Raw genomic sequence first — 19662 nt, forward strand, 5'->3', positions numbered from 1 at the left:
ATGTTGCCCTCGCCGACGAAGTGCGTGCTCATGGTGACTCCTTGGTGGTGGGTGAGGTGGTGGTGGGCGCGGCATGCCCGTGGACGCGCCGCAGGTAGACCGCTTCGGCCTGGGCCATCTTGTTGGCGCAGTCCAGGGCCTGGCGGGCAAGGGTGTGGACGAGGCTGATCTGCATGTTCAGCACGATGCGCTGCAGCTCGATCGCGTAGAGATCGTCGATCAGCGATGGCGGCGTGGCAGGGTTGGCCAGCAGTGCCTCCCATAGCGCCACGCCCATGCTGGAACGGTCGAGGTTGCGCCAGCGCAGAAAGGTCGTGCCTGCGCCAGTGGTCTGCTGGGCCAGTTGGACCTCCAGACGGTTGAAGGGATAGGCCCGGGCCTGTGGCAGTACCTGTTGCAGTGCCAGGGCGATCAAGTCGTCGCGTAGCGCCGCACATTGGCTGGCCCAGGACTCCAGACTTCCCTTACCTTTAAAAGGCTGTAAAAGGCCTTTTAGGTAGCCCGCGTGTGTCAGGCGCTGGAAGGCTTGCTGTTCCAGTGGCACGAAGCGCGCGAGACGCCCGGCAGAAGGCGCGACGGTCATGCTTCGGTGCCTCCGTCATCGTGCGCGTCGGCATCAGCTGCGCCATCGCGGGGAGCCGTCGGCGCCGCAGAGCCTTCCGAAGCCGGCGTGTCATTGCGGCCTGCCCGTCGCGCAATCGGTGGCGCAAAGCGCGAGCGGCGCGTGCCGTCCAGCACGTCCTGCGGCAACTCGCCGAACTTCTGCAGTGCGGCTCGGGCTGCGGCGTTCTTGGAGGCGAAGTCGTCGCGTGTGGTTCCGGAGTAGCGGTATTGCTGCGCCAGTGAGAACAGGCTGCGCAGGGCATGTGCCCCGTCGTTGAGCCAGCGCTCCAAGGTGCTGCGATCGATCAGCGCGGTGTGATGCGCGAGGATCAGCTTGCGGGCCAGATCGTCATAGTCCGCCAGAAGATAGACAGCCATGAATCCGAGCTGTGCATTGACGAAGAGTGGCAGCTTCACCGGTTGCACGTTCATGTTCTCGCCCAGCGACAACGCCGCTGGCACATCGGCCAGCGCCTGGTCCACCTGTTCGCGTAGCGCCTGCAGGCTTGCCCGCGTCTGCGTCAGCTTGTCTTCGATGCGCAACATCCACCAGTCCGAATAGGGATCATCCTGTTCGGCACCCCGCTTCATCTTGTTCATCACGCTGATGTAGCCGTTCAGACCGATGATGCCGGGGCGTCCTTCAGCGGGCGCTCGGCCATGCCAGATGCGCGAGGCGTGGTGCGTGTGCAGCGTCAACGACATCGCGCTGCGCAGCGATCCGAGGTTCAACTGCAAAGGCTGCTGGGTTTCGTTGGCCATGGGAGGGTCTCACGGTGAAGGAACGTGGACCCAGGATGGCGATCGGCTGGAAGGCAGTCAGTCAACAAACCGCATCAGGTGTGCGCCTGGTTTGCATGCCGGAAGGCTGTGGATGCCAACTATCCCCTGGGGATAGGTCGTCAGGGCCTGCGGAGGCTTGACCGAATCCTGTCCAGGTAGGCGCGCGCCACTGCGGGGTCGGCAGGTCGCGACTCAACAGAGGCAGGCGTTGGTGCTGGCGAAGGTGGTGGTGTAGCAGCCGGCGCCGCGCCGTTCTCGCCTGCCCAGGCCTTGAACTCACCGCGGATCGCTTTCTGGATGATGCCGAACAGGTAGCCGGCCGGATTGCGCACCGTGCTGTTGCGGCAGCGCGCCGCCCATTCGTCCAGCACCGCCTGGCGCTGTGACTCGTCTACTTGCCGTAGGGCGATCATGGCGCCGTTGCGCTGTTCTTCCTTCAGGGCCAGGAAGCGCTGGGGCAGGCGCAAGCCATCTTCCCAGCCTCGTGCGCGCGGTACTGTACGTACTTCACTATGACTTTGAATACGTACTGTACGGTCCTCGTTCGGAATCCGAAGAGAGCCGTCCGGCGCGGGTTTCAGCCCTGCTTCGGATTCCGAAGACGGCGCCTCGGCATTCCGAAGTAGGCCGTGCGAACCTTCTTCGGATTCGTGATCCACAGCCCCTTGTGGATAACTCTCCGCCGTCCACCCGCCCGTTGCCATGCGCTGGGCCAGCACCTGTAGGCGGCTCGGCAGCGTGCGGCCGCTGAGCATCGGGTCTTCGGCGATCTCCTTGAGGGTCTGCACCCCGACGACCTGCACCGCCTTGGCCGCGTGCGTTAGTGCCTGGCTGACGAGGTCCAAGTAGTCGGGGTCAAGCTGCATCGCCTCGAACGGCGTGAGCGGTTCGTCGTGCAGCACGTAGAGGTTGCCGAGGATGCGGCCGGTCTTCGGATCGCGGCGGCGCCGCACCAGCGACAGCCAGCGCGTCAGCCGCAGCAGCGTCAGCGCCCGCGCCACAGTCTCGTGCGAGGCCTGCGCCGCGCAGGGCATCGACGCCAGAAAGGGCCGGAGCTGGTCGTAGGTCGGGAACGCCGTCACGCCATCGTCGTTGAGCTGCATGCGGAACACCTGCCAGGCATTGCGCTCCAACGGCGTCAGGCGCCGGTCGAGGAACAACCGGCGAGGCACGCTCTCGTGTCGGTTGCCGCTGTACAGGAAGGCGTCGGATTGTGGTGCCGATCCCTTGGCTGGCACGGCCTGTTCAGCGGGCGGCGCCAGCTTCTGAAGCGCATCGTCGAACAGGGTCGACAGCGCCACCGGACCCTCGCGCCGTGGTGCGCCGCCCGTCGCCATGGCCTTACACCAACCCCTGGTCGATCCAGTTCCGTATCGCCGCCCAGATGACCGACATGGGAAGATTCATGGTCTCGGCCAGGTCCATGCTCAGTGTCAGCATCGCCACGTCGTCGTTCAGCGCGATGCCGCGCTGCGCGACGGCCGCCTTCCAGTGCTCCCACAAGGCCACGTCCTGTGCCTCGTCCAGCACGGGGTGCCGGCCCTTGCGTTTGGGAAGGCCGAGGATGTCCCTGCGCAGCGCCACCTCCTGGTGGGTGAGACCGAAGAACTTGCTGACCATCTCCGTACTCGCGCCCAGCCGCAACATGCGGTCCACCGTGGAGATCTCCTGCTCGACGTCGTGCACCTGGCTCAGCAGCCGCCTGAGCACTTCACGGTTGACCGAAACGGAACACCACGACACGGTGGCATTAACCAGTACAGACACCAGGGCCGGATGCTTCAACGCATCGAGTTCCTCCTCACCGAAGCCCATGGCCTTGCAACGCCGCAACTGCCCGTTGCGCAGGTCGTGCAGCGCCTGCGCGATCACAGCTTGATTGAGTGGATGCGGTGCCGACATGGTGGCGTCTCCGCTCAGGCGCCGTTGTCCGCTGCGCCGGCCGGCGCATCGGTTTCCAGATCCAGCAGCCGGCGCGCGAGACGCAGCAGGCGGAACAGCTTGACCAGCCCGGCATCGCTCAGGCGTGCGTTCGTGCCGCCGTGGCCGTGCAGCAGCGGTCCCAGGTCGTCGACCAGCCGCGCGCGGTCCAGCCCGGTGGCAGGCAAGGACGCCGCACTCAACGCATGCAGCAGGGTCAGCACTGCCTGCGCCAGCGCCGGCAGGTTGCGTCCCTCACTGGACACCACGCAGACGAAGCCGATACCGCTGTCGCGCGGCTCGACGTGATCGGCGACCGCCGCTTCGTCGGCGATTTCGCGTGCGAACTGTGCGATATGCACGCGCAGGCGATCGGGCGCGTCCAGGCCGGGCTCGATGTACCAGACATCGGAAATCGGATACAGCCCGCCCGCCTGCACCGGTACGGCCTGCAGCACGTTTTCCGCGAAATCGGGGAGCTTGTCGCCCATCTGGTCGGCGACCATGCGCTGGATGGTTTGCAGGCGGTCGGTTGTCGGTGCGGGCGACACGATGTGCGCCTGCAGGCGGTCGCCGTCGTGTTCATCGCGCGAGGCGGCTGCAGGTTCGAGCTGGGACGGCAGCGCCGCGGGTGCAACGCTGACAGGAGCCGCCGGCACCGGCGGTTTCGGTGAAGGAGGCGCAACGGGTGATGGTGGCAAGGCTGCTGCAAGCGGGCTCACCGCCGCCGGCTCACTGGTTAATGCGCGTTGCCGGCTCTCGCTGTCGTCGATTTCCAGCGTCAGCGTGTCGTAGTCCGCGCCCAACAGATCGGCCATCTGGCCTACCAGCTCGTCCTGCACACGTTGCGGCGAGAAATCGCCCGGCAACGTGTCGAACTGCGAAAGCACATCCTGGAACAGCGACGCAAAGTCCTCCGACACGTCGTGCGCCAAGGCCCGCCGTTCCCAGGTGCGCTCGCAGGCCTTGCGCAGCACCGACAACCTCTCGACCTGGTGCCGGCCCAAGCCCCCGTACAGCAGCGTGGGAATTGCCGGTAGCAGGTAGCGGACGGCATCGCCCATGCGGCTGATGTGCGACTGCGGAACCGGAAAGCCATCGGCCGACAGCCGCCGCGCCAACTCCGACTGCGACAGCGCCTGTCCCGTCTCCTGCTCATAGAACTCGCGCGCCTTCTCGACGCCGAGCGCGCGCTCGATGAAGGTCAGGCCACCGCGCAGTTCGTTCTCGGCCAAGTGCCCGGTCAACAGGACCAGCTCGCCACGTTCGGGCCACGGCCGGAACTGGCACGCAATGCGGAAGAAGCGCTCATCCTTGGTCTCGGCCCACAACTCTCGCAAGATTGCCAAGCGCGTATTGCCGCCGTTGCGGATGATGTAGTGTGGCTCGCCTGGCCGCCGCGTGATGGCGGGCGGCGCATCCAGCCCGCGCTCACGGATGGACGCCTTGATGTCCTCGTAGGCCGGGTTGCGCGTCACGCGCGGGTCGTGGTCGTAGGGCCGCAGTTGATCCAGCGTGACGACCATTGGCGTGTCGGCAATCGGATCGGTCAACGCAGCGGCCGAGCGCCCGCTGCGCTCGAAGCCCGACGCCAGCAGTTTGGCGGCCATGTCCTGCGGCGTCAGCTCAGCCATGGCCATTCTCCGGCGTGCGAACGGCCGCGGCCTGCGCTTCCCGTGCGGCGTGGCGAAGCTGCGCACAGGCCTGGGGCCCGGCGCGGTGGTCGCTAGCCGTGGAGTTGGTGTAGATGGTCGCGCAGCCTGGCTTGGTGAATTTGAGATTGCCGCCCCGCGTGCGTTTGACGTGCCAGCCTTCACCGAGAACAAACTCGATGAGCGCGCGCAGCCGCTTGTGCCCGCGGGCCAGGTCATCGGCGTTCGCCATGGCTTGCGCTCCCTGCTATGGCTTTCGCACCGGACCGGCCGGTCACGAGCGCGAAGCGGTCCCGCCATTGCGGAAACAGCTCGCTGGCCAGCAGGCGCATGGTCTCTAGCGCTGCTGGCGCGATGCGATCGGCCGGCTGGCGGTATTCGACGCGATGGACCGGTAGTCCGCGAGTAGCTGCGCGCGGGTAAGCCTCGATCGCCGGTACATCCACGGCGAGCACATGCACACCCGTCATTCCCGGGCACACTCTCCGCAATGCTTCCTGAATCAGTCGTGCGTTTGACGAAACCGGATGCACGCGGTTGATGAGCAGGTGCAGCGGCGGCGGTTCGATGCCAAGGTGTCGGTACGGTGCGATATCCTCGATCAACTGCAAGGTGCCGCGGCGCAGTTCGCGCGCTGCCAAGATCTCCGGCGTCACCGGCGACAGCGCCAGGTCCGAGGCCAGCACCGCCATCTCCAGCATGACAGAGCGCGCACCCTGCGTGTCGATCAACACCAGGTCGTACAGCGGCGCCAGCGCCGGCAGCAGATGGCGCAGCCGCAGCCGGCCGTCCGGCGCATGCAGGAGTAGCGTGTTCAGCTCGCCGCGGTCGTCATTCGACAGCACCAAGTGCAGGCCAGCGACGGCGGTGTGCGACACCAGTTGCTCGATGCGCTGCTCGTTGAACGCCAGCATCTCGTAAATGCCTGCCGGCGCGCGCATGTCCAGCGTGAAGTAGCTCGACAGCGTAGGCTGCACGTCCAGGTCCAGCAGCAGCACGCGCAGTCCGGCATCGGCCGCGAAGCCGCCCAAGTTGGCAGCGGTCGTGGTCTTGCCGACGCCGCCCTTGGTCGAAATGATGCTCACCACCTTCATGGCGCTCTCCTCGTTGGTTGACATGGACGAGAAGAGGCTCAGGCGCGCTCTTTAAGGCGCTCAGCGATCCACTGTTCGATTTCCACCGAATCCCAGCCCACGGCGCGCACGCCCAGGCGCAATGCCTTCGGGAACCGGCCTTCTTTCATCAAGCTGTAGATGTGGGCCCGCTTGAAGCCGGTTTTCGCCTCTACTTCGGCACGTCGCAAGATGCGATGCTCAGGCTGTGCCGTAGGGACGGTTGTCTGCGAAGACATGGTGGACACTCCTTGGCGCTTAGCAGCGGTTGCAATGGAAGTGCCACGTATTCAATAGCGTCCGATCCGGGATTGCACTGCAATTGCAGAGGGGCAGCCTGCATCTGCAGTCCGGAGTTCTAAGACGATAGATGGCGCTTGGCGGCCGCAAATTTGGACCACAGCGTTCGCTCGCTCATCCCGGATCGGCCGCCGAAATGCGCAGTGAGTGCGCTGATAACCGCCTCCAGCGTCTCAAACGAGGAATATGGAATTCCGCTCGGCGACTTTCCCAGAAGAAGCGTCAGCAGACCTCCCACGATATTCAGATAGGTGCCTTCGCTTCTGGCGCCGAGATTCAATGTTTGCTTGTCTTCGGTCATGCGCGCTTCGTATGCGGTACTGAGCGCATGGAACTCTGCTTGCAGTGCATCCCACGCCTTGAGACGATCTGCCAGTTGCACCTTCAACGCTTCTCGGTCGGCGAGTAGCGCTTGTACGGCATCGATGCTGATCGCGGGATGAAGGTGCCGCTCGAAGGCATCGAACAGAAAGCCGGGGCGCTGGTCTGGATAGAAACGAATCATCCAGGCCTTCAGGTCGACGTGGCGTACCGTGAGATCCGGGTCATGAAGCACGGACGGGTCATCGCATGTGATACCGCGCCGGCCATAGCGGAGATCGCCGTTGATCAATGCGTCTTGTATCCGATCGGCGTTTAAGCGCAGCAGCGACCAATTTGGAATCTCCGCGCGATCGGGCAGCGCTCCGCCGCTCGTCAGATCGAGGATGCGTCGCTCGAATCGAGACAGGCCGGACCAATGTATGGCTGCCTCAATGGGGTGATATGCGACCTTGGTGCGGGAGCCCGAAGCGCGTGCCTTGTCCATGTGCAAAAACCTCCTCCCCAACCGACGCCTACTCAGGACATTTCTTTTCCTCAAAGGAAGAACGCGCGGCGCTGGAAGCGACGCAGACTTAGGCCGTCCGATAGGCTGGAACAGAGGGGGCGACCTGCTCACGCAAATCGACATTCGGTGGTCGCGAATGCGCAACCGATCCGTCGTTGCCCCTCTCCCAATCCGGGCAGCATTTGCTTATGCTGGGAACACAGAGTGCCTGGCCAGCGAGAAACTGATGGAGAACAGTTTTTAGGCAGGGACAAGAATTGCGAAAGACGAATTTGGTCTGCCTGTTCCGCTGGCCGCAACAAGCGCCGCTCTGACCGTTCGCGTCTGAGCTGAATCAGCGCAGGGTCCGGTGGTTGCGTGGGCGGTTTCGCGAGGTCGGTAGGGCGCATAGAGTCGCCTTCAGACCTTCGGCGTCTGCTGTCAGATGAAAAAAACATCTGGGCTTCGAGCGCGCGACAGCTCATCGGCAACAGAACAGCCCCGCTGCGCAGTGCGCGCACGGTGGGCTGCGTGCTCTTGGCCACGGCCTGCCACGCCTTGGCGACACCGCCCGCGCGTGGTAGCTTTCAGTAGATGATCCTGGCCCTCGGTAGACGTGCCACGTGCCTTTCGACGGCAAGTGTGCGAAAATTAGTCCACAAAGTAGTCCACGCACGTGGACGAAACCTGAGAAATTCGTTGTAAATCAACGAGTTAGAGGGCGGATTCTGTTCCCTTCACCCGCTCCAGCGCCGCCACGCCGGACCGGGCCGACGCCGCTCAGGGCGCGCCAAAGCCGCCCCCGCCGGGGGTGTGGATCTCGAAGATGTCGCCGGCCTGCATCTGCACGCTGCCGATGTGGCCCAGTTCCTCGACGCGCCCGTCGCTACGCAGGACGCGATTGATGCCGGGCGCGCCGGCGGACCCGCCGGCCATGCCGAAGGCGCCGTGCACGCGGCCGTTGGACAGGATGCTGGCGGTCATGGGCTGGAGGAAGCGCAGCCGGCGCACGCCGCCGTCGCCGCCGCGCCAGCGGCCGGCGCCGCCCGAACCGGGGCGGATGGCGTAGCTCTCGAGCCGCACCGGGAAGCGCCACTCCAGCACCTCCGGGTCCGTGAGGCGCGAGTTGCTCATGTGGGTCTGCACCACGGCCGTGCCATCGAAGCCGCCCACCAGCCGCCCGGCCTCGTCGAAGACGCCACCCGCGCCCGAGCCGCCGGAGACGGTCTCGTAGTACTGGTACTGCGCGTTGCCGAAAGTGAAGTTGTTGAGCGTGCACTGGCTCGCGCCCATGAAGCCGAGCGCGCCGATCAACGCATTGGTGACGCAGGTCGAGGTCTCGACGTTGCCGGCCACCACGCTGGCCGGCGGCGCCGGGCGCAGCATGCAGCCTTCCGGGATGCGCACCTCGATCGGCTTCAGGCAGCCGGCGTTGAGCGGGATGTCATCGTCCACCAGCAGGCGGAACACGTAGAGCACGGCGGCCATGGCCACCGCCGTGGGCGCGTTGAAGTTGTTGGCCTGCTGTGGCGAGGTGCCCGCGAAGTCGATGCGCGCGCTGCGCGTGGCGGCATCGATGTGCACTGCCACCTGGACCTGCGCGCCGTTGTCCAGCGGCAGGGTGAAGCGGCCATCCCGGTCCGGCGCCGGGTCGTCCCAGGCCGGACGACTCCCCTCGGGGGACCGGGCGCCGTGAGGCGCCCCAAGGGGCCGTGCAGCCGCGCGGGCCGCCAGCTGGGTGATGGCGCGCCGCACCGACTCCTCGGCGTTGTCCTGCACGTGCTGCATGTAGGCCTGCACGACCGCGAGTCCGTACTCGCCCACCATGCGGCGCAGCTCCTGCGCGCCCTTCTCGTTGGCGGCGACCTGGGCCTTCAGGTCGGCCAGGTTCTGCTGCGGATTGCGGCTGGGATGGGGCCCGCTGCCCAGCAGCTCGAGGATCTCGCGCTCGCGCAGCCGGCCGCGATCGACCAGCTTGACGTTGTCGATCTGCACGCCCTCCTCCTCGATGCGCGTGGAGAACGGCGGCATGGAGCCGGGCGTGATGCCGCCGATGTCGGCGTGGTGGCCACGCGAGCCGACGTAGAAAAGCGGCGCGGCGTGGCCGTCCAGGTAGACCGGCGTGATCACCGTCACGTCGGGCAGGTGCGTGCCGCCATGGTAGGGGTCGTTGAGCACGTAGACGTCGCCGCGCTGCATGGTGTCGGCATTGCGGCGGATCACGGTCTTGATGCTCTCGCCCATGCTGCCCAGGTGCACCGGCATGTGCGGCGCGTTGGCGATCAGGTTGCCGGCGCCGTCGAACAGGGCGCAGGAGAAATCCAGGCGCTCCTTGATGTTCACCGAGGAAGCGGTGTTCTGCAGCTGCAGGCCCATCTGCTCGGCGATGTTCATGAACAGGTGGTTGAACACCTCCAGCAGCACCGGATCGACCGTGGTGCCGGCGACGATGCACGTGGCGCGCGGCGTGGCGCGCTCGAGCACGAGGTGGTCGAGCGCCGTGACGCCGGCAACCCAGCCGGGTTCGACCACGGTGGTGGCGTTCTGCTCGGCAATGATGGCCGGGCCCTCGACGCGGTCGCCGCAGCGCAGCTCGGCGCGGTCGATCAGCGCCGCCTCGTGCCAGGCCGGCGTGCCGTCGATGCCGGCGGTATAGATGCGCACCGTGGCGCGCCGCGGCACGCTGCGTGGCGGCTGCAGCGGCTGCTCGGCCTCCGGCGGCGCCACGCCGGCGGCGACGGCCTCGACCGACACCGCCTCGACGACGAGCGGCTTGTCCGGCATCAGGAAGGCAAAGCGCTGGCGATAGGCGGCTTCGAAGCCGCGCCGGGCGGCGTCGACCAGGCCCGCATCGTCGAGCGTGTCGGACGGCAGCGGCACCACCAGCGCCGAGTCCGTGCCCTCGTAGCGCAGGTGCACGCGCTGGTGGGTCTCGATCGCGCCGGCCTCGGCCCGCTGCGCGCGCAGCTCGTCGGCGGCCGCGCGCGCCAGCTCGCCCAGCGCGGCCCGCAGGGCCGGAACCTGGGCGGGCGCCAGCGGCAGCTCCAGCGCGCGCTCGCGCAACGCCGCCTGGTCCGCCAGGCCCATGCCGTAGGCCGACAGCAGGCCGGCCAGCGGGTGCACCAGCACGCGCGCGATGCCAAGCGCGTCGGCGACGCCGCAGGCGTGCTGCCCGCCGGCGCCGCCGAAGCACTGCAGGGTGTAGCGCGTCACGTCGTAGCCGCGCGCGACGCTGATCTTCTTGATCGCGCCGGCCATCTGCTGCACCGCGATGGAGATGAAGCCGTGCGCCAGCGCCTCGGGCGTGCGGCCGAGCGGCGCCGCCATGGCCTGGAAGCGCGTGCGCACGACCTCGGCGTCGAGCGGCTCGTCGGCGCCCGGGCCGAACACGCGCGGGAAGTGCGCCGGCTGCAGCTTGCCGACCATGACGTTGGCGTCGGTCAGCGCCAGCGGGCCGCCGCGCCGGTAGCTGGCCGGACCGGGGGTGGCGCCGGCGCTGTCGGGCCCGACGCGCAGGCGGGCGCCGTCGAAACGCAGGATCGAGCCGCCGCCGGCGGCCACGGTGTGGATGCTCATCATGGGCGCGCGCAGGCGCACGCCCGCCACCTGGGTCTCGAACTCGCGCTCGAACTGGCCGGCGTAGTGGCTGACGTCGGTGGAAGTGCCGCCCATGTCGAAGCCGATCACGCGCACCGGCGCGTCGCGCCCGACGCCCGCGTGGTGGCGGTGATCCAGCTCGGCGGTGCGCGCCATGCCGACGATGCCGCCGGCCGGCCCGGACAGGATGGCGTCCTTGCCCTGGAACGCCAGGGCGTCGGTGAGCCCGCCCGAGGACTGCATGAACAGCAGCGGCACGCCCGGCATCTGTGCCGCCACCTGGTCCACGTAGCGGCGCAGGATGGGCGTCAGGTAGGCGTCGACCACGGTCGTGTCGCCACGGCTGACGAATTTCATCAGCGGGCTGGTCTGGTGCGAGGTGGCGACCTGGGAGAAGCCGACTGCGCGCGCCAGGCGCGCCGCCGCCCGTTCGTGCGCGTGGTGGCGCCAGCCGTGCATGAACACGATGGCCACGCTGCGCAGGCCGGCGGCGTGCTGCGCGCGCAGCGCGGCTTCCAGGGCCGCCTCGTCGAGCGGGCGCACCACGCTGCCGTCGGCATCGACGCGCTCGTCGGCCTCGACCACGGCGCTGTAGAGCATCTCGGGCAGCACGATGTGGCGGTCGAACAGGCGCGGCCGGTTCTGGTAGGCGATGCGCAGTGCATCGCGGAAGCCGTGCGTCGTCACCAGCAGCGTCGGCTCGCCCTTGCGCTCCAGCAGCGCGTTGGTGGCCACGGTGGTGCCCATGCGCACGCCCGCCACCAGCGCCGGCGTGATCGGCGCCTCGGGGTCCAGGCCGAGCAGCTGGCGCATGCCGGCCACGGCGGCATCCGGGTACTGCTCCGGGTTCTCGGACAGCAGCTTGAGCGTGGCCAGGCTGCCATCGGGCCGGCGCGCGACGATGTCGGTGAAGGTGCCGCCGCGGTCGATCCAGAACTGCCAGCGGGCGGCCGGGGGGTCAGCAGGCATGGGCACGATCATGAGTCGTGGCGACGCGCGGCAAGCCGGGTGCGGGTGGCGGCACGGCTCATGGCTGGGGCGCGGACGGATGGGCGTACGCCCCGTCGCGCACGACCGCGTCGAAACCGGCGCGGTCGGTGTCGCCCTCGGTGGAGACGAAGAACAGGACCGAGTCGCGATCGATGCCGAGCGTCTCCCTGACGCCGGCCAGCGCAGGATCGGTCAGCACCTCGTGGGCGAAGCCGAATGGGGCGGCGCCGGACTCGCCCGAGATGATGCGGGGATCGCTCGCCCCGTCGGCGGCGCGGGTGGGGCTGGAGAGGACCCGCATGCCCTGGGCCGCGACGTAGTCGGGCAGGCTGACGACGAAGTCCACGCAGTGCGCCAGCAGGTCGACGCCGACCGTGACCGGCTCACCGCAGGCCAGGCCGGCCATGATGGTGGCCAGGTCGCCGCCCACGGAATGGATCCTGCCGTCCGTGGCGCGCAGCGTGTCGAAGATGCAGGCGGCGTTCGCCGGCTCGACCACGACGAAGACGGGACCGCCCTGGTCCGAGCTGCCGTACACGTTGGCGAGGTAGCCGACCACGGCGGTGGCCAGCGCACCCACGCCGGCCTGCACGAACACGTGCGTCGGGCGCTCGCCGCCGTGCTCGGTTTGCAGCTGTTCGACCGCCTCGGCCAGCAGGGTCGTGTAGCCCTGGATGATGGCGCGCGGCACGTCCTCGTAGCCGGGCCAGGAGGTGTCCTGCAGCAGCACCCAGCCGTAGTCGTTGGCCTCGCGGCCGGCCAGGCGCACGCAGTCGTCGTAATTCATGTCGTTGACGTCGACCCTGGCCCCCAGCGCGCGGATGTGCTCGACCCGCTCGGCGGCCGTGCCCCGGGGCACGTGCACGACGCAGTTCTGCCGCAGCTTGTGCGCGGTCCAGGCCACGCCGCGGCCGTGGTTGCCATCGGTGGCCGTCACGAAGGTGACTTCGCCCAGGCGCTCGCGCACCTCGTCCGAGACCAGGCGCTCGTAGGGCAGCTCCGCAAGGTCCAGGCCGAGCCGGTCCGCCAGGTGGGCCGCGATGGCGTAGCTGCCGCCGAGCGCCTTGAAGGCGTTGAGGCCGAAGCGCTCGCTTTCGTCCTTCACGTGGATCGACCGCACGCCCAGCCGCGATGCGAGCTGGCGCAGGGACACCAGCGGCGTGGGTGCGTAGCCCTCGATCGAGCGGTGGAAGGCGACGACGTCGCCGACCCGATCCGGCTGCAGCCGGGCCAGCATGGGGGCTGCAGCGGCGGTGCGCCTGCCGCGGTTGGGATTGGGTGCGACCTGGATGGGCATGGCCTGGGTTCCTCTGTATCGGTCCGGAAAGCTGGATACCGGCGGCGCGACATCCGGCAGCCGTGCCGCCGCAGATCGATGGCCAGCCCGCCACCGCCAGCCCACACCGGGCACGCCAGGTCCGACGGCCGGACCGGCGTGCCATTATTCCCCGGATGCCGGCGCGGCGCCCCGTCCGGCGTTCTATGATGCCGGGTCCGGCCCGCCCCTGCTGCGGGCCGCATCGATTGGAAAGACGGACGTGTTCAAGAACCTGATGCTCTACCGCCTCGGCCCCGGCTGGCCGGCGTCGGCGGCGCAGCTCGAAGAAGCGCTGGCGCGCGAACCCTTTGCCGAGTGCGGCGCCACGCAGCAGAAGTCCAGCGGCTGGGTGCCGCCCCGTGGCCAGGACCATGGCGCGCTGGTGGAAGTGGTGGACGGCCAGTGGATCGCGCGCCTGGCGATCGAGACCAAGGCCGTGCCGGGCGAGGCGGTGCGCCGTCGCGCGCAGGCGGTGATCGACGAGATCGAGCGCAGCAGCGGCCGCAAGCCGGGCCGCAAGGAGACGCGCGACATCCGCGACGACGCCCTGCTGGCGCTGCTGCCGCAGGCCTTCCCGCGGCGCAGCCAGGTCACGCTGTGGCTGGACCCACGCCGGCGCCTGCTGCTGCTGGATGCCGCCAGCCCGGGCAAGGCGGACGAGGTGATCAGCAGCCTGGTGCGCGTGGCCGGCGGCGGCTTCGCGATCGCCCTGCTGCAGACACGGCAGACCCCGCAGGCGGCGATGGCGGCCTGGCTGCTGGCGCGATCGGCGGATGAGTTGCCCGAGGCCTTCCACGTCGAGCGCGACTGCGAGCTCAAGGGCAGCGGCGAGCAGCCGGCCGTGGTGCGCTTCTCGCGCCATGACCTGGCCACCGAAGAGGTGCGCCGACACGTGAGCGAAGGCAAGCTGCCGACACGGCTGGCGCTGTCCTGGCAGGGGCGCGTCGGCTTCACGCTGACGCAGGCGCTGGAGCTGCGCAAGATCGCCTACCTGGAAGGCGTGTTCGAGGACGCCCCGAGCGACGGCGAGGAGGACCGCTTCGACGCCGACGTGGCCCTGGCCACCGGCGAGCTGGGCCAGCTGATCGACGACCTGGTCGAGACCCTGGGCGGCGAGCTCGAACCCGGCCAGCCCTCGGGCTTCACGGCGGCGCCGCAACCGGCCGACGAGGCGCCCGAGGAAGCCGTCGCCAGCGCCGACGACCCGCCGTTCTGACACCGGCCCGAGGCGCCGCCATGCCGCCCGTCGTCGCCATCTGCCTGGGTGCCTGCATCGGCGCGCTGGCGCGCTGGCGCCTGGGCCTGTGGCTGAACCACGACGGCCACTGGCTGCCCTGGGGCACGCTGGCGGCCAACCTGATCGGCGGCTACCTGGTCGGCATCGCGGTCACCCTGATCGACCAGCAGCCACTGCTGCACCCGGCCTGGCGCCTTTTCTGGATCACCGGCCTGCTGGGCGCGCTGACCACCTTCTCCAGCTTCAGCGCCGAGGTGGTCGAGATGCTGATGCTGGGGCGCTGGGCACAGGCGGGCACGACCGCGCTCGCGCACCTGGCCGGCTCGCTGCTGCTGACCTGGGCCGGCATCCGCACGGCCTCGTTATTCCTCGCGGTTCGCGCCTGAGCCCCCGTGGCAGGCATCCAGACCCGCCCTGTCGCGCGCCAGTCCACCGGGATACGCCACCGGACAGGCTGCATCGAACCCAGCGGACGCCACAACCAGATGGCTTCTTTTGCGCCCTCTGCGCCCTCTTTGCGTCCTCTGCGTATGGAGGTTCGGCTGTTCGACCGGTCGCCTGTCCTAGCCCTCACAGGCCCAGGTACGCCTGCTGCACCGCCGGATCGTCGATCAGGTCCTTCGCCCTGCCGCCGAGCACCACGCGCCCGGTCTCGATCACGTAGGCGCGGTCGGCGCCCGACAGCGCGACCTGCACGTCCTGCTCGACCAGCAGCACGGTGACGCCCTCGCGCCGAATGGCGGCGAGCACATCCATCAGCTGGTCGACGATCACCGGCGCCAGGCCCAGGCTCATCTCGTCGATCATCATCAGGCGCGGCGCCGCCATCAGGGCGCGGGCCATCGCGCACATCTGCTGCTCGCCGCCCGACATGCTGCCGGCCAGCTGGCGCCGGCGCTCGGCCAGGCGCGGAAAGATGCCGTACACGCGCTCCAGGTCGCGCCGCACCGCCGCCTGCTCGCGCCGCCGGTAGGCCCCCATCAGCAGGTTGTCGTGCACGCTCATGCGCGGGAACAGCTGGCGTCCCTCGGGCACCTGCACCAGGCCCAGGCCGAATACCTGCTCGGGGCGCAGGCCGACCAGCTCGCGACCATCGAAGCGGATGCTGCCGGTGCACGCGAGCACGCCCGAGAGCGCGCGCAGCAGCGTGGTCTTGCCGGCACCGTTGCTGCCCACCAGCGCCACCAGCTCGGCGGCGCGCACGTCCAGCGAGATCTCGTGCAGCACCGGCATGGCGCCATAGCCGGCGCTCAGGCGCTCGACCTGCAGCAGCGGCGCGCCTGCCGGCCTCACGCGCGCCGCCTCCCCAGGTAGGCCTGGACCACGGTAGGGTCGGCCAGCACCGCCTGCGGTGGGCCGTCGGCGATCTTCTGGCCATGGTGCAGCACCAGCAGCCGGTCCGACAGGCTGCGGATGGCCTTGATCACGTGCTCGATCACGAGCAGGGTCAGGCCTTGCTCGCGCAGCTTGCGCAGGACGGCGATCACCTCCTCGATCTCGACGTGGTTCAGGCCTGCCATGACCTCGTCGCACAGCAGCAGGCGCGGCTTCATGGCCAGCGCCTTGGCCAGCTCGAGGCGCTTCCTGCCCGGTCCACCCAGCTCATCGGCGCGCTGGTCGGTGAAGCGGCCCAGGCCAACCAGCTCGAGGCAGGCACGAGCCTGCTCGCGCGCGCGCACCAGCCGGGTCTCGCCGCCGCCGCGGCCGAACAGCGCGCCGACGGCGACGTTGTCGAGCACCGACAGGCCCGGGAACGGCTGCATGATCTGGAAGGTGCGCCCGATGCCCAGGTGCGCGCGCCGGTACGCCGCCAGGTGGCTGATATCGCGCCCGGCAAGGCGGATGTGGCCGCTGCCGGGCGCGGTGGTACCGCTGATCAGGTTGATCAGCGTGGTCTTGCCGGCGCCGTTGGGGCCGATCAGGCCGAGGATCTCGCCTTGCTGCAGCGTGAAGCTGACGTCGCCCACCGCCACCAGCCCGGTGTAGCGGCGCGTCACGCGCTCGACCTCGAGCAGGGCCGTCATAGCCGGTTGGCGCGCACGTTCTGCGCGAAATAGCGCCAGCCCAGCGTGCGCAGGCGCCGCGACAGGTCGGTCAGGCCACGCGGCATCAGCACCACCGCCGCCACGATGACGGCGCCGAAGAACAGCCCGGCGACGTGCGTCAGCTCGCTGGACAGCACCTCGGACACCGCCGACAGCGCCAGCGCTCCCAGGATCGGGCCGAACACGCTGCCGGCGCCGCCGAACACGGTCATGATGATCATCTGCACGTTGAGCGTGATGTCGAAGGCGCTGCCGGGATCGATGAAGGTGATCCAGTAGGCGTGGATGCCGCCGGCCAGCGCGCTGAACAGCGCCGACAGCGCAAACGCCAGCACCTTGTAGAGCGTGGTATTGACGCCCATCGCGGCGGCGCTGTCCTCGTTCTCGCGGATCGCGATCAGGGCGTAGCCGAAGCGGCTGTGCGCCAGCCACCAGATCGTGACCGTGACGGCGACCAGCAGCGCCAGCGCGAGCAGGTAGAACAGGCGATCGTCGTTCAGCGGCGGCAGCACCAGGCCGATGTTCTGCCCCGCCAGCGGGATGTTCGAGATGATGGCTGCCATCACGCCGGCCAGCGCCAGCGTCGCGATCGCGAAATAGTGGCCGCGCAGGCGCAGCACCGGCACGCCGAGCAGCAGCGCGAACGCGACCGCCAGCAGCGCGCCGAATCCCATGCCGGCTGCGAACGGCAGGTGCCACTGCGCCATGGCGATCGCCACGCCGTAGGTGCCCAGGCCATAGAACACCGAGTTGCCGAACGAGGGGTAGCCGGTGTAGCCGCCGATGATGTTCCAGCCCTGCGCCAGCACCGCCAGCAGCAGCGCGTTGATGCCGAACTGCACCAGCACGTCCGAGCCCCAGGCCGGCACGCTGCCGAGCGCGGCCAGTGCCAGCACGACGGCGGACAGGCGCCAGTGCCTCATGCCGTCCTCCCGAGCAGGCCGGTGGGCCGCACGACCAGCACTGCGAGCAGGATGCCGAAGCTCGCCACGTCCGAATAGGTGGGCCCGATGTAGAGCGTGGTGAGGGCCTCGATCACGCCCAGGATCAGGCCGCCCACGAGCACGCCCAGCGGATTCTCCAGCCCGCCGATGATGGCGATGGCGAACGACTTGAGCGTGAGCGAGGCGCCGATGTAGGGATTGATCTGCGATACCGTGCCGTACAGGCCGCCAGCGGCGCCGGCCAGCGCCATGCCGATGCCGAAGGTCATGGCGTACAGGTGGCGCGGCTCGACCCCGTACAGGTGCGCCGCCACCAGGTTCTGCGCCGTCGCGCGGATCGCGCGGCCCAGGCGCGTGTGCAGCAGGAACAGCCACACCGCCAGCGTCAGCACCACCGCCGCCGCGAACGCGCCCAGCCTGACCAGTGGCACCACCACCGGGCCGAGCTGCCACTGGCTGCCGGCGTAGCCCGGGTTGATGGCGCGAAAGTCCGCCGTGAAGGCGAGTTGGGCCAGGTCGGCCAGCACCACGTCGAGCCCGAAGGTCAGCAGCAGGGTGTTGAACATGGGCGCGCGCACGATCAGGTTGAGCACGCCGCGCTGCACCGCGTAGCCCAGCACGAACAGCACGGCCGCCGTCAGCGGCAGGCCGAGGAACGGATCGACGTGCAGGTCCTGGAACAGGTACCAGGAGCAGTAGGCGCCCAGCATGATGAAGGAGCCGTGCGCCAGGTTGACGATGTTGAGCACGCCCCACACCAGTGCCAGCCCCAGGGCCATGATGGCGTAGAGCCCACCCAGCAGCATGCCGTTGACGATGATTTGCGCCAGCAGCTCCATCGTCCCTCCCCTCGCTGCCCCGGCTGCGCGGCTCAGCGCGCGTTCCAGGCGGTCATCGGGTATTTCGGCTGCTGCACGAAGCCCCTGGCGTTGTAGGTCTCGACCACCTTGCCGCCCTGGATCTGGATCACCAGCTGCGGCAGGTTGATCTGGCCGTTGGCACCGAACGCCACGGTGCCGTACAGGCTCTCGAAGTGGACCGAAGCCAGCGCGTCACGCACCTTCCGTGGCTCCAGGCTGCCCGCCTGTTCCATCGCCATCACCAGCGCCTCGACCGCCGCCGCGCCGGAGGCCGCGTGGTAGTCGGGGTCGTAGCCGAAGCGCTCCTTGTACTCCTTCGCGAACTGCGTCGCATCACCGAACCAGCGGTCCTTCAGCGCGGCCTCGGGCAGCCAGGCCGTCATGCCGAAGGCGTAGTCGGCATCGGGCCCCAGCGCCTTGCGGAAGTCCTCGCTCGGCACGCCCACCGTGAACGCATACATCTTCGGCGCCACCGCCAGGCTCTTGGCGTTGCGCACGAAATTCAGGATCTCGGTCTCGTGGCCGGCGACCAGCACGGCGTCGACGTTCTTCGCCTTGATCTGCGACAGCAGCGTGCTGAAGTCGCTGGTGTTGCTGCTATAGCGCTCGTCCATCAGGGTCTGCAGGCCGGCCGCCTTCAGCAGGGGACGCGTGCCCTCGGCGGTGGCGACGTCGAACGAATCATCCGCATACAGCAGCGCCACCGACCTGGGCCCGTCCTTCATCGCCTTCATCATCTCGATGGTGCTGCCGAAGTAATTGCTGGCCGGTGCCAGCGTGCCGAAGATGTACTTGAAGCCGCGCGAGAAGATCTCGTTGGAGGCGCCGCCGCCCTGCACCATCGGGATCTTGTATTTCTCCGACACGACGGAATCGGCGAGCTGGAAGTTGCTGGCGAAGCCGCCCAGCAGCAGCTTGGCCTTGTCGTCGGTCACGAGCTGCGTGTACTGGCGCACCGACAGGTTGACGTCCGACTGGTTGTCGTAGAGCTTGAGCGCCAGCTGGTGCGCCTGGCCGCCGATCTTCACGCCGCCCGCGGCGTTGATCCGGTCGATCGCGATCTGGTAGGCGTCGCGGTAGTAGCGCCCGGTGTTGGCCACCGGGCCGGTGAGCTGCACCGAGGCACCGAGCAGGATGTCCTGCGCCAGCACAGGCGCGGCCGGTGCGGCGGCCAGAGCGGTCGCCAACAAGGCGGAAAGCAGGTGGGAGTGTTTGAACGACATGTCATCCTCGTTTGGTGGTTGTCCCGCACGTGGTACTCACAGGCGCCATGGCCATCACAGGCTACTGCTGCGAAATACTGCTGCAGCGAACATGGACATCCATCGCAGCGTCGATCGGGACCGCGGATGCGGGCAACGCGGCGCCTGCCCGGCGTTTCGTTCAAGGTAATCCCGGAGCGCGCAATCGATCGCCTTGCGAACGCCGTGAACCTGCATGAACCTATTTTCCTCAGTTACCCCGATGCCAACGCGATCAAACCGGGGTTGGGT

The 19662-nt window shown here is 68.5% G+C and carries 18 protein-coding genes; 2 read left to right on the top strand and 16 right to left on the bottom strand.

The genetic code is table 11. The annotated features are described in order from the left end of the window. Positions 1-28: 28 nt before the first annotated feature. The 11 genes from PKA16_RS13370 to PKA16_RS13420 all read right to left on the bottom strand — a co-directional run bounded on the left by PKA16_RS13370 (position 29) and on the right by PKA16_RS13420 (position 13062). Positions 29-583, bottom strand: coding sequence for a DUF3158 family protein (locus PKA16_RS13370; protein WP_324403877.1), 555 nt, complete (start codon positions 581-583; stop codon positions 29-31). Then, positions 580-1365, bottom strand: a complete 786-nt coding sequence (locus tag PKA16_RS13375; RefSeq protein ID WP_324403881.1) for a PFL_4669 family integrating conjugative element protein — start codon at positions 1363-1365, stop codon at positions 580-582. Before PKA16_RS13375 ends, PKA16_RS13370 begins: the two co-directional genes overlap by 4 nt. 140 nt (positions 1366-1505) lie before the next feature. Next, positions 1506-2723 (bottom strand): STY4528 family pathogenicity island replication protein, encoded by a 1218-nt coding sequence (locus PKA16_RS13380; protein ID WP_324403883.1) that lies wholly within the window; start codon positions 2721-2723, stop codon positions 1506-1508. A gap of 4 nt (positions 2724-2727) precedes the next feature. Continuing rightward, entirely contained in the window at positions 2728-3288 is a 561-nt protein-coding gene (locus tag PKA16_RS13385; RefSeq protein ID WP_324403885.1) for a DUF2857 domain-containing protein, read from the bottom strand. A 14-nt stretch (positions 3289-3302) separates the two neighbouring features. Next, on the bottom strand, positions 3303-4940 hold the full coding sequence (locus PKA16_RS13390; RefSeq protein WP_324403887.1) for a ParB family protein: 1638 nt from the start codon (positions 4938-4940) through the stop codon (positions 3303-3305). Beyond that, on the bottom strand, positions 4933-5190 hold the full coding sequence (locus PKA16_RS13395; RefSeq protein ID WP_324403889.1) for a hypothetical protein: 258 nt from the start codon (positions 5188-5190) through the stop codon (positions 4933-4935). Before PKA16_RS13395 ends, PKA16_RS13390 begins: the two co-directional genes overlap by 8 nt. After that, entirely contained in the window at positions 5174-6052 is an 879-nt protein-coding gene (locus PKA16_RS13400; protein WP_324403911.1) for a ParA family protein, read from the bottom strand. The genes PKA16_RS13395 and PKA16_RS13400 overlap by 17 nt, the downstream gene beginning before the upstream one ends. A 38-nt stretch (positions 6053-6090) precedes the next feature. After that, positions 6091-6309 carry an AlpA family transcriptional regulator gene (locus PKA16_RS13405; RefSeq protein ID WP_074545930.1) on the bottom strand — a complete coding sequence of 73 codons (219 nt, stop codon included), beginning with the start codon at positions 6307-6309 and terminating at the stop codon, positions 6091-6093. 119 nt (positions 6310-6428) lie between these two features. Next, positions 6429-7178: a hypothetical protein gene (locus PKA16_RS13410; protein ID WP_324403894.1), complete on the bottom strand. Its 750-nt coding sequence runs from the start codon at positions 7176-7178 to the stop codon at positions 6429-6431. Between the two features lie 780 nt (positions 7179-7958). Then, positions 7959-11744: a hydantoinase B/oxoprolinase family protein gene (locus tag PKA16_RS13415; RefSeq protein ID WP_324403896.1), complete on the bottom strand. Its 3786-nt coding sequence runs from the start codon at positions 11742-11744 to the stop codon at positions 7959-7961. 58 nt (positions 11745-11802) lie between these two features. Continuing rightward, the gene (locus tag PKA16_RS13420; RefSeq protein ID WP_324403898.1) at positions 11803-13062 is read right to left on the bottom strand and encodes a diaminopropionate ammonia-lyase; all 1260 of its coding nucleotides are present in this window, start codon (positions 13060-13062) and stop codon (positions 11803-11805) included. A 241-nt stretch (positions 13063-13303) separates the two neighbouring features. Here PKA16_RS13420 and PKA16_RS13425 point away from each other — a divergent pair, with 241 nt between their 5' ends. After that, complete coding sequence (locus PKA16_RS13425) at positions 13304-14299, top strand: recombination-associated protein RdgC (RefSeq protein ID WP_324403899.1); 996 nt, start codon at positions 13304-13306, stop codon at positions 14297-14299. Between the two features lie 20 nt (positions 14300-14319). Further along, a complete protein-coding gene (crcB, locus tag PKA16_RS13430) occupies positions 14320-14706 on the top strand; it encodes a fluoride efflux transporter CrcB (RefSeq protein ID WP_324403901.1) in 387 nt (128 codons plus the stop codon). 184 nt (positions 14707-14890) lie between these two features. On the opposite strand, the gene PKA16_RS13435 is transcribed toward crcB, so the two are convergent. Genes PKA16_RS13435 through PKA16_RS13455 form a run of 5 tightly spaced genes read right to left on the bottom strand, consistent with a single transcriptional unit; the run spans position 14891 to position 19392 of the window. Beyond that, complete coding sequence (locus PKA16_RS13435) at positions 14891-15553, bottom strand: ABC transporter ATP-binding protein (RefSeq protein ID WP_324403913.1); 663 nt, start codon at positions 15551-15553, stop codon at positions 14891-14893. Between the two features lie 56 nt (positions 15554-15609). Then, the gene (locus PKA16_RS13440) at positions 15610-16344 is read right to left on the bottom strand and encodes an ABC transporter ATP-binding protein (protein WP_324403903.1); all 735 of its coding nucleotides are present in this window, start codon (positions 16342-16344) and stop codon (positions 15610-15612) included. Beyond that, positions 16341-17288, bottom strand: coding sequence for a branched-chain amino acid ABC transporter permease (locus tag PKA16_RS13445; protein ID WP_324403905.1), 948 nt, complete (start codon positions 17286-17288; stop codon positions 16341-16343). The genes PKA16_RS13440 and PKA16_RS13445 overlap by 4 nt, the downstream gene beginning before the upstream one ends. Beyond that, positions 17285-18148 carry a branched-chain amino acid ABC transporter permease gene (locus PKA16_RS13450; protein ID WP_324403907.1) on the bottom strand — a complete coding sequence of 288 codons (864 nt, stop codon included), beginning with the start codon at positions 18146-18148 and terminating at the stop codon, positions 17285-17287. Before PKA16_RS13450 ends, PKA16_RS13445 begins: the two co-directional genes overlap by 4 nt. Positions 18149-18180: 32 nt before the next feature. After that, complete coding sequence (locus PKA16_RS13455; RefSeq protein WP_324403909.1) at positions 18181-19392, bottom strand: amino acid ABC transporter substrate-binding protein; 1212 nt, start codon at positions 19390-19392, stop codon at positions 18181-18183. Positions 19393-19662: the final 270 nt, after the last annotated feature.

This window comes from Ottowia sp., assembly GCF_035325765.1.
Classification (GTDB): Bacteria; Pseudomonadota; Gammaproteobacteria; order Burkholderiales; family Burkholderiaceae_C; genus Ottowia.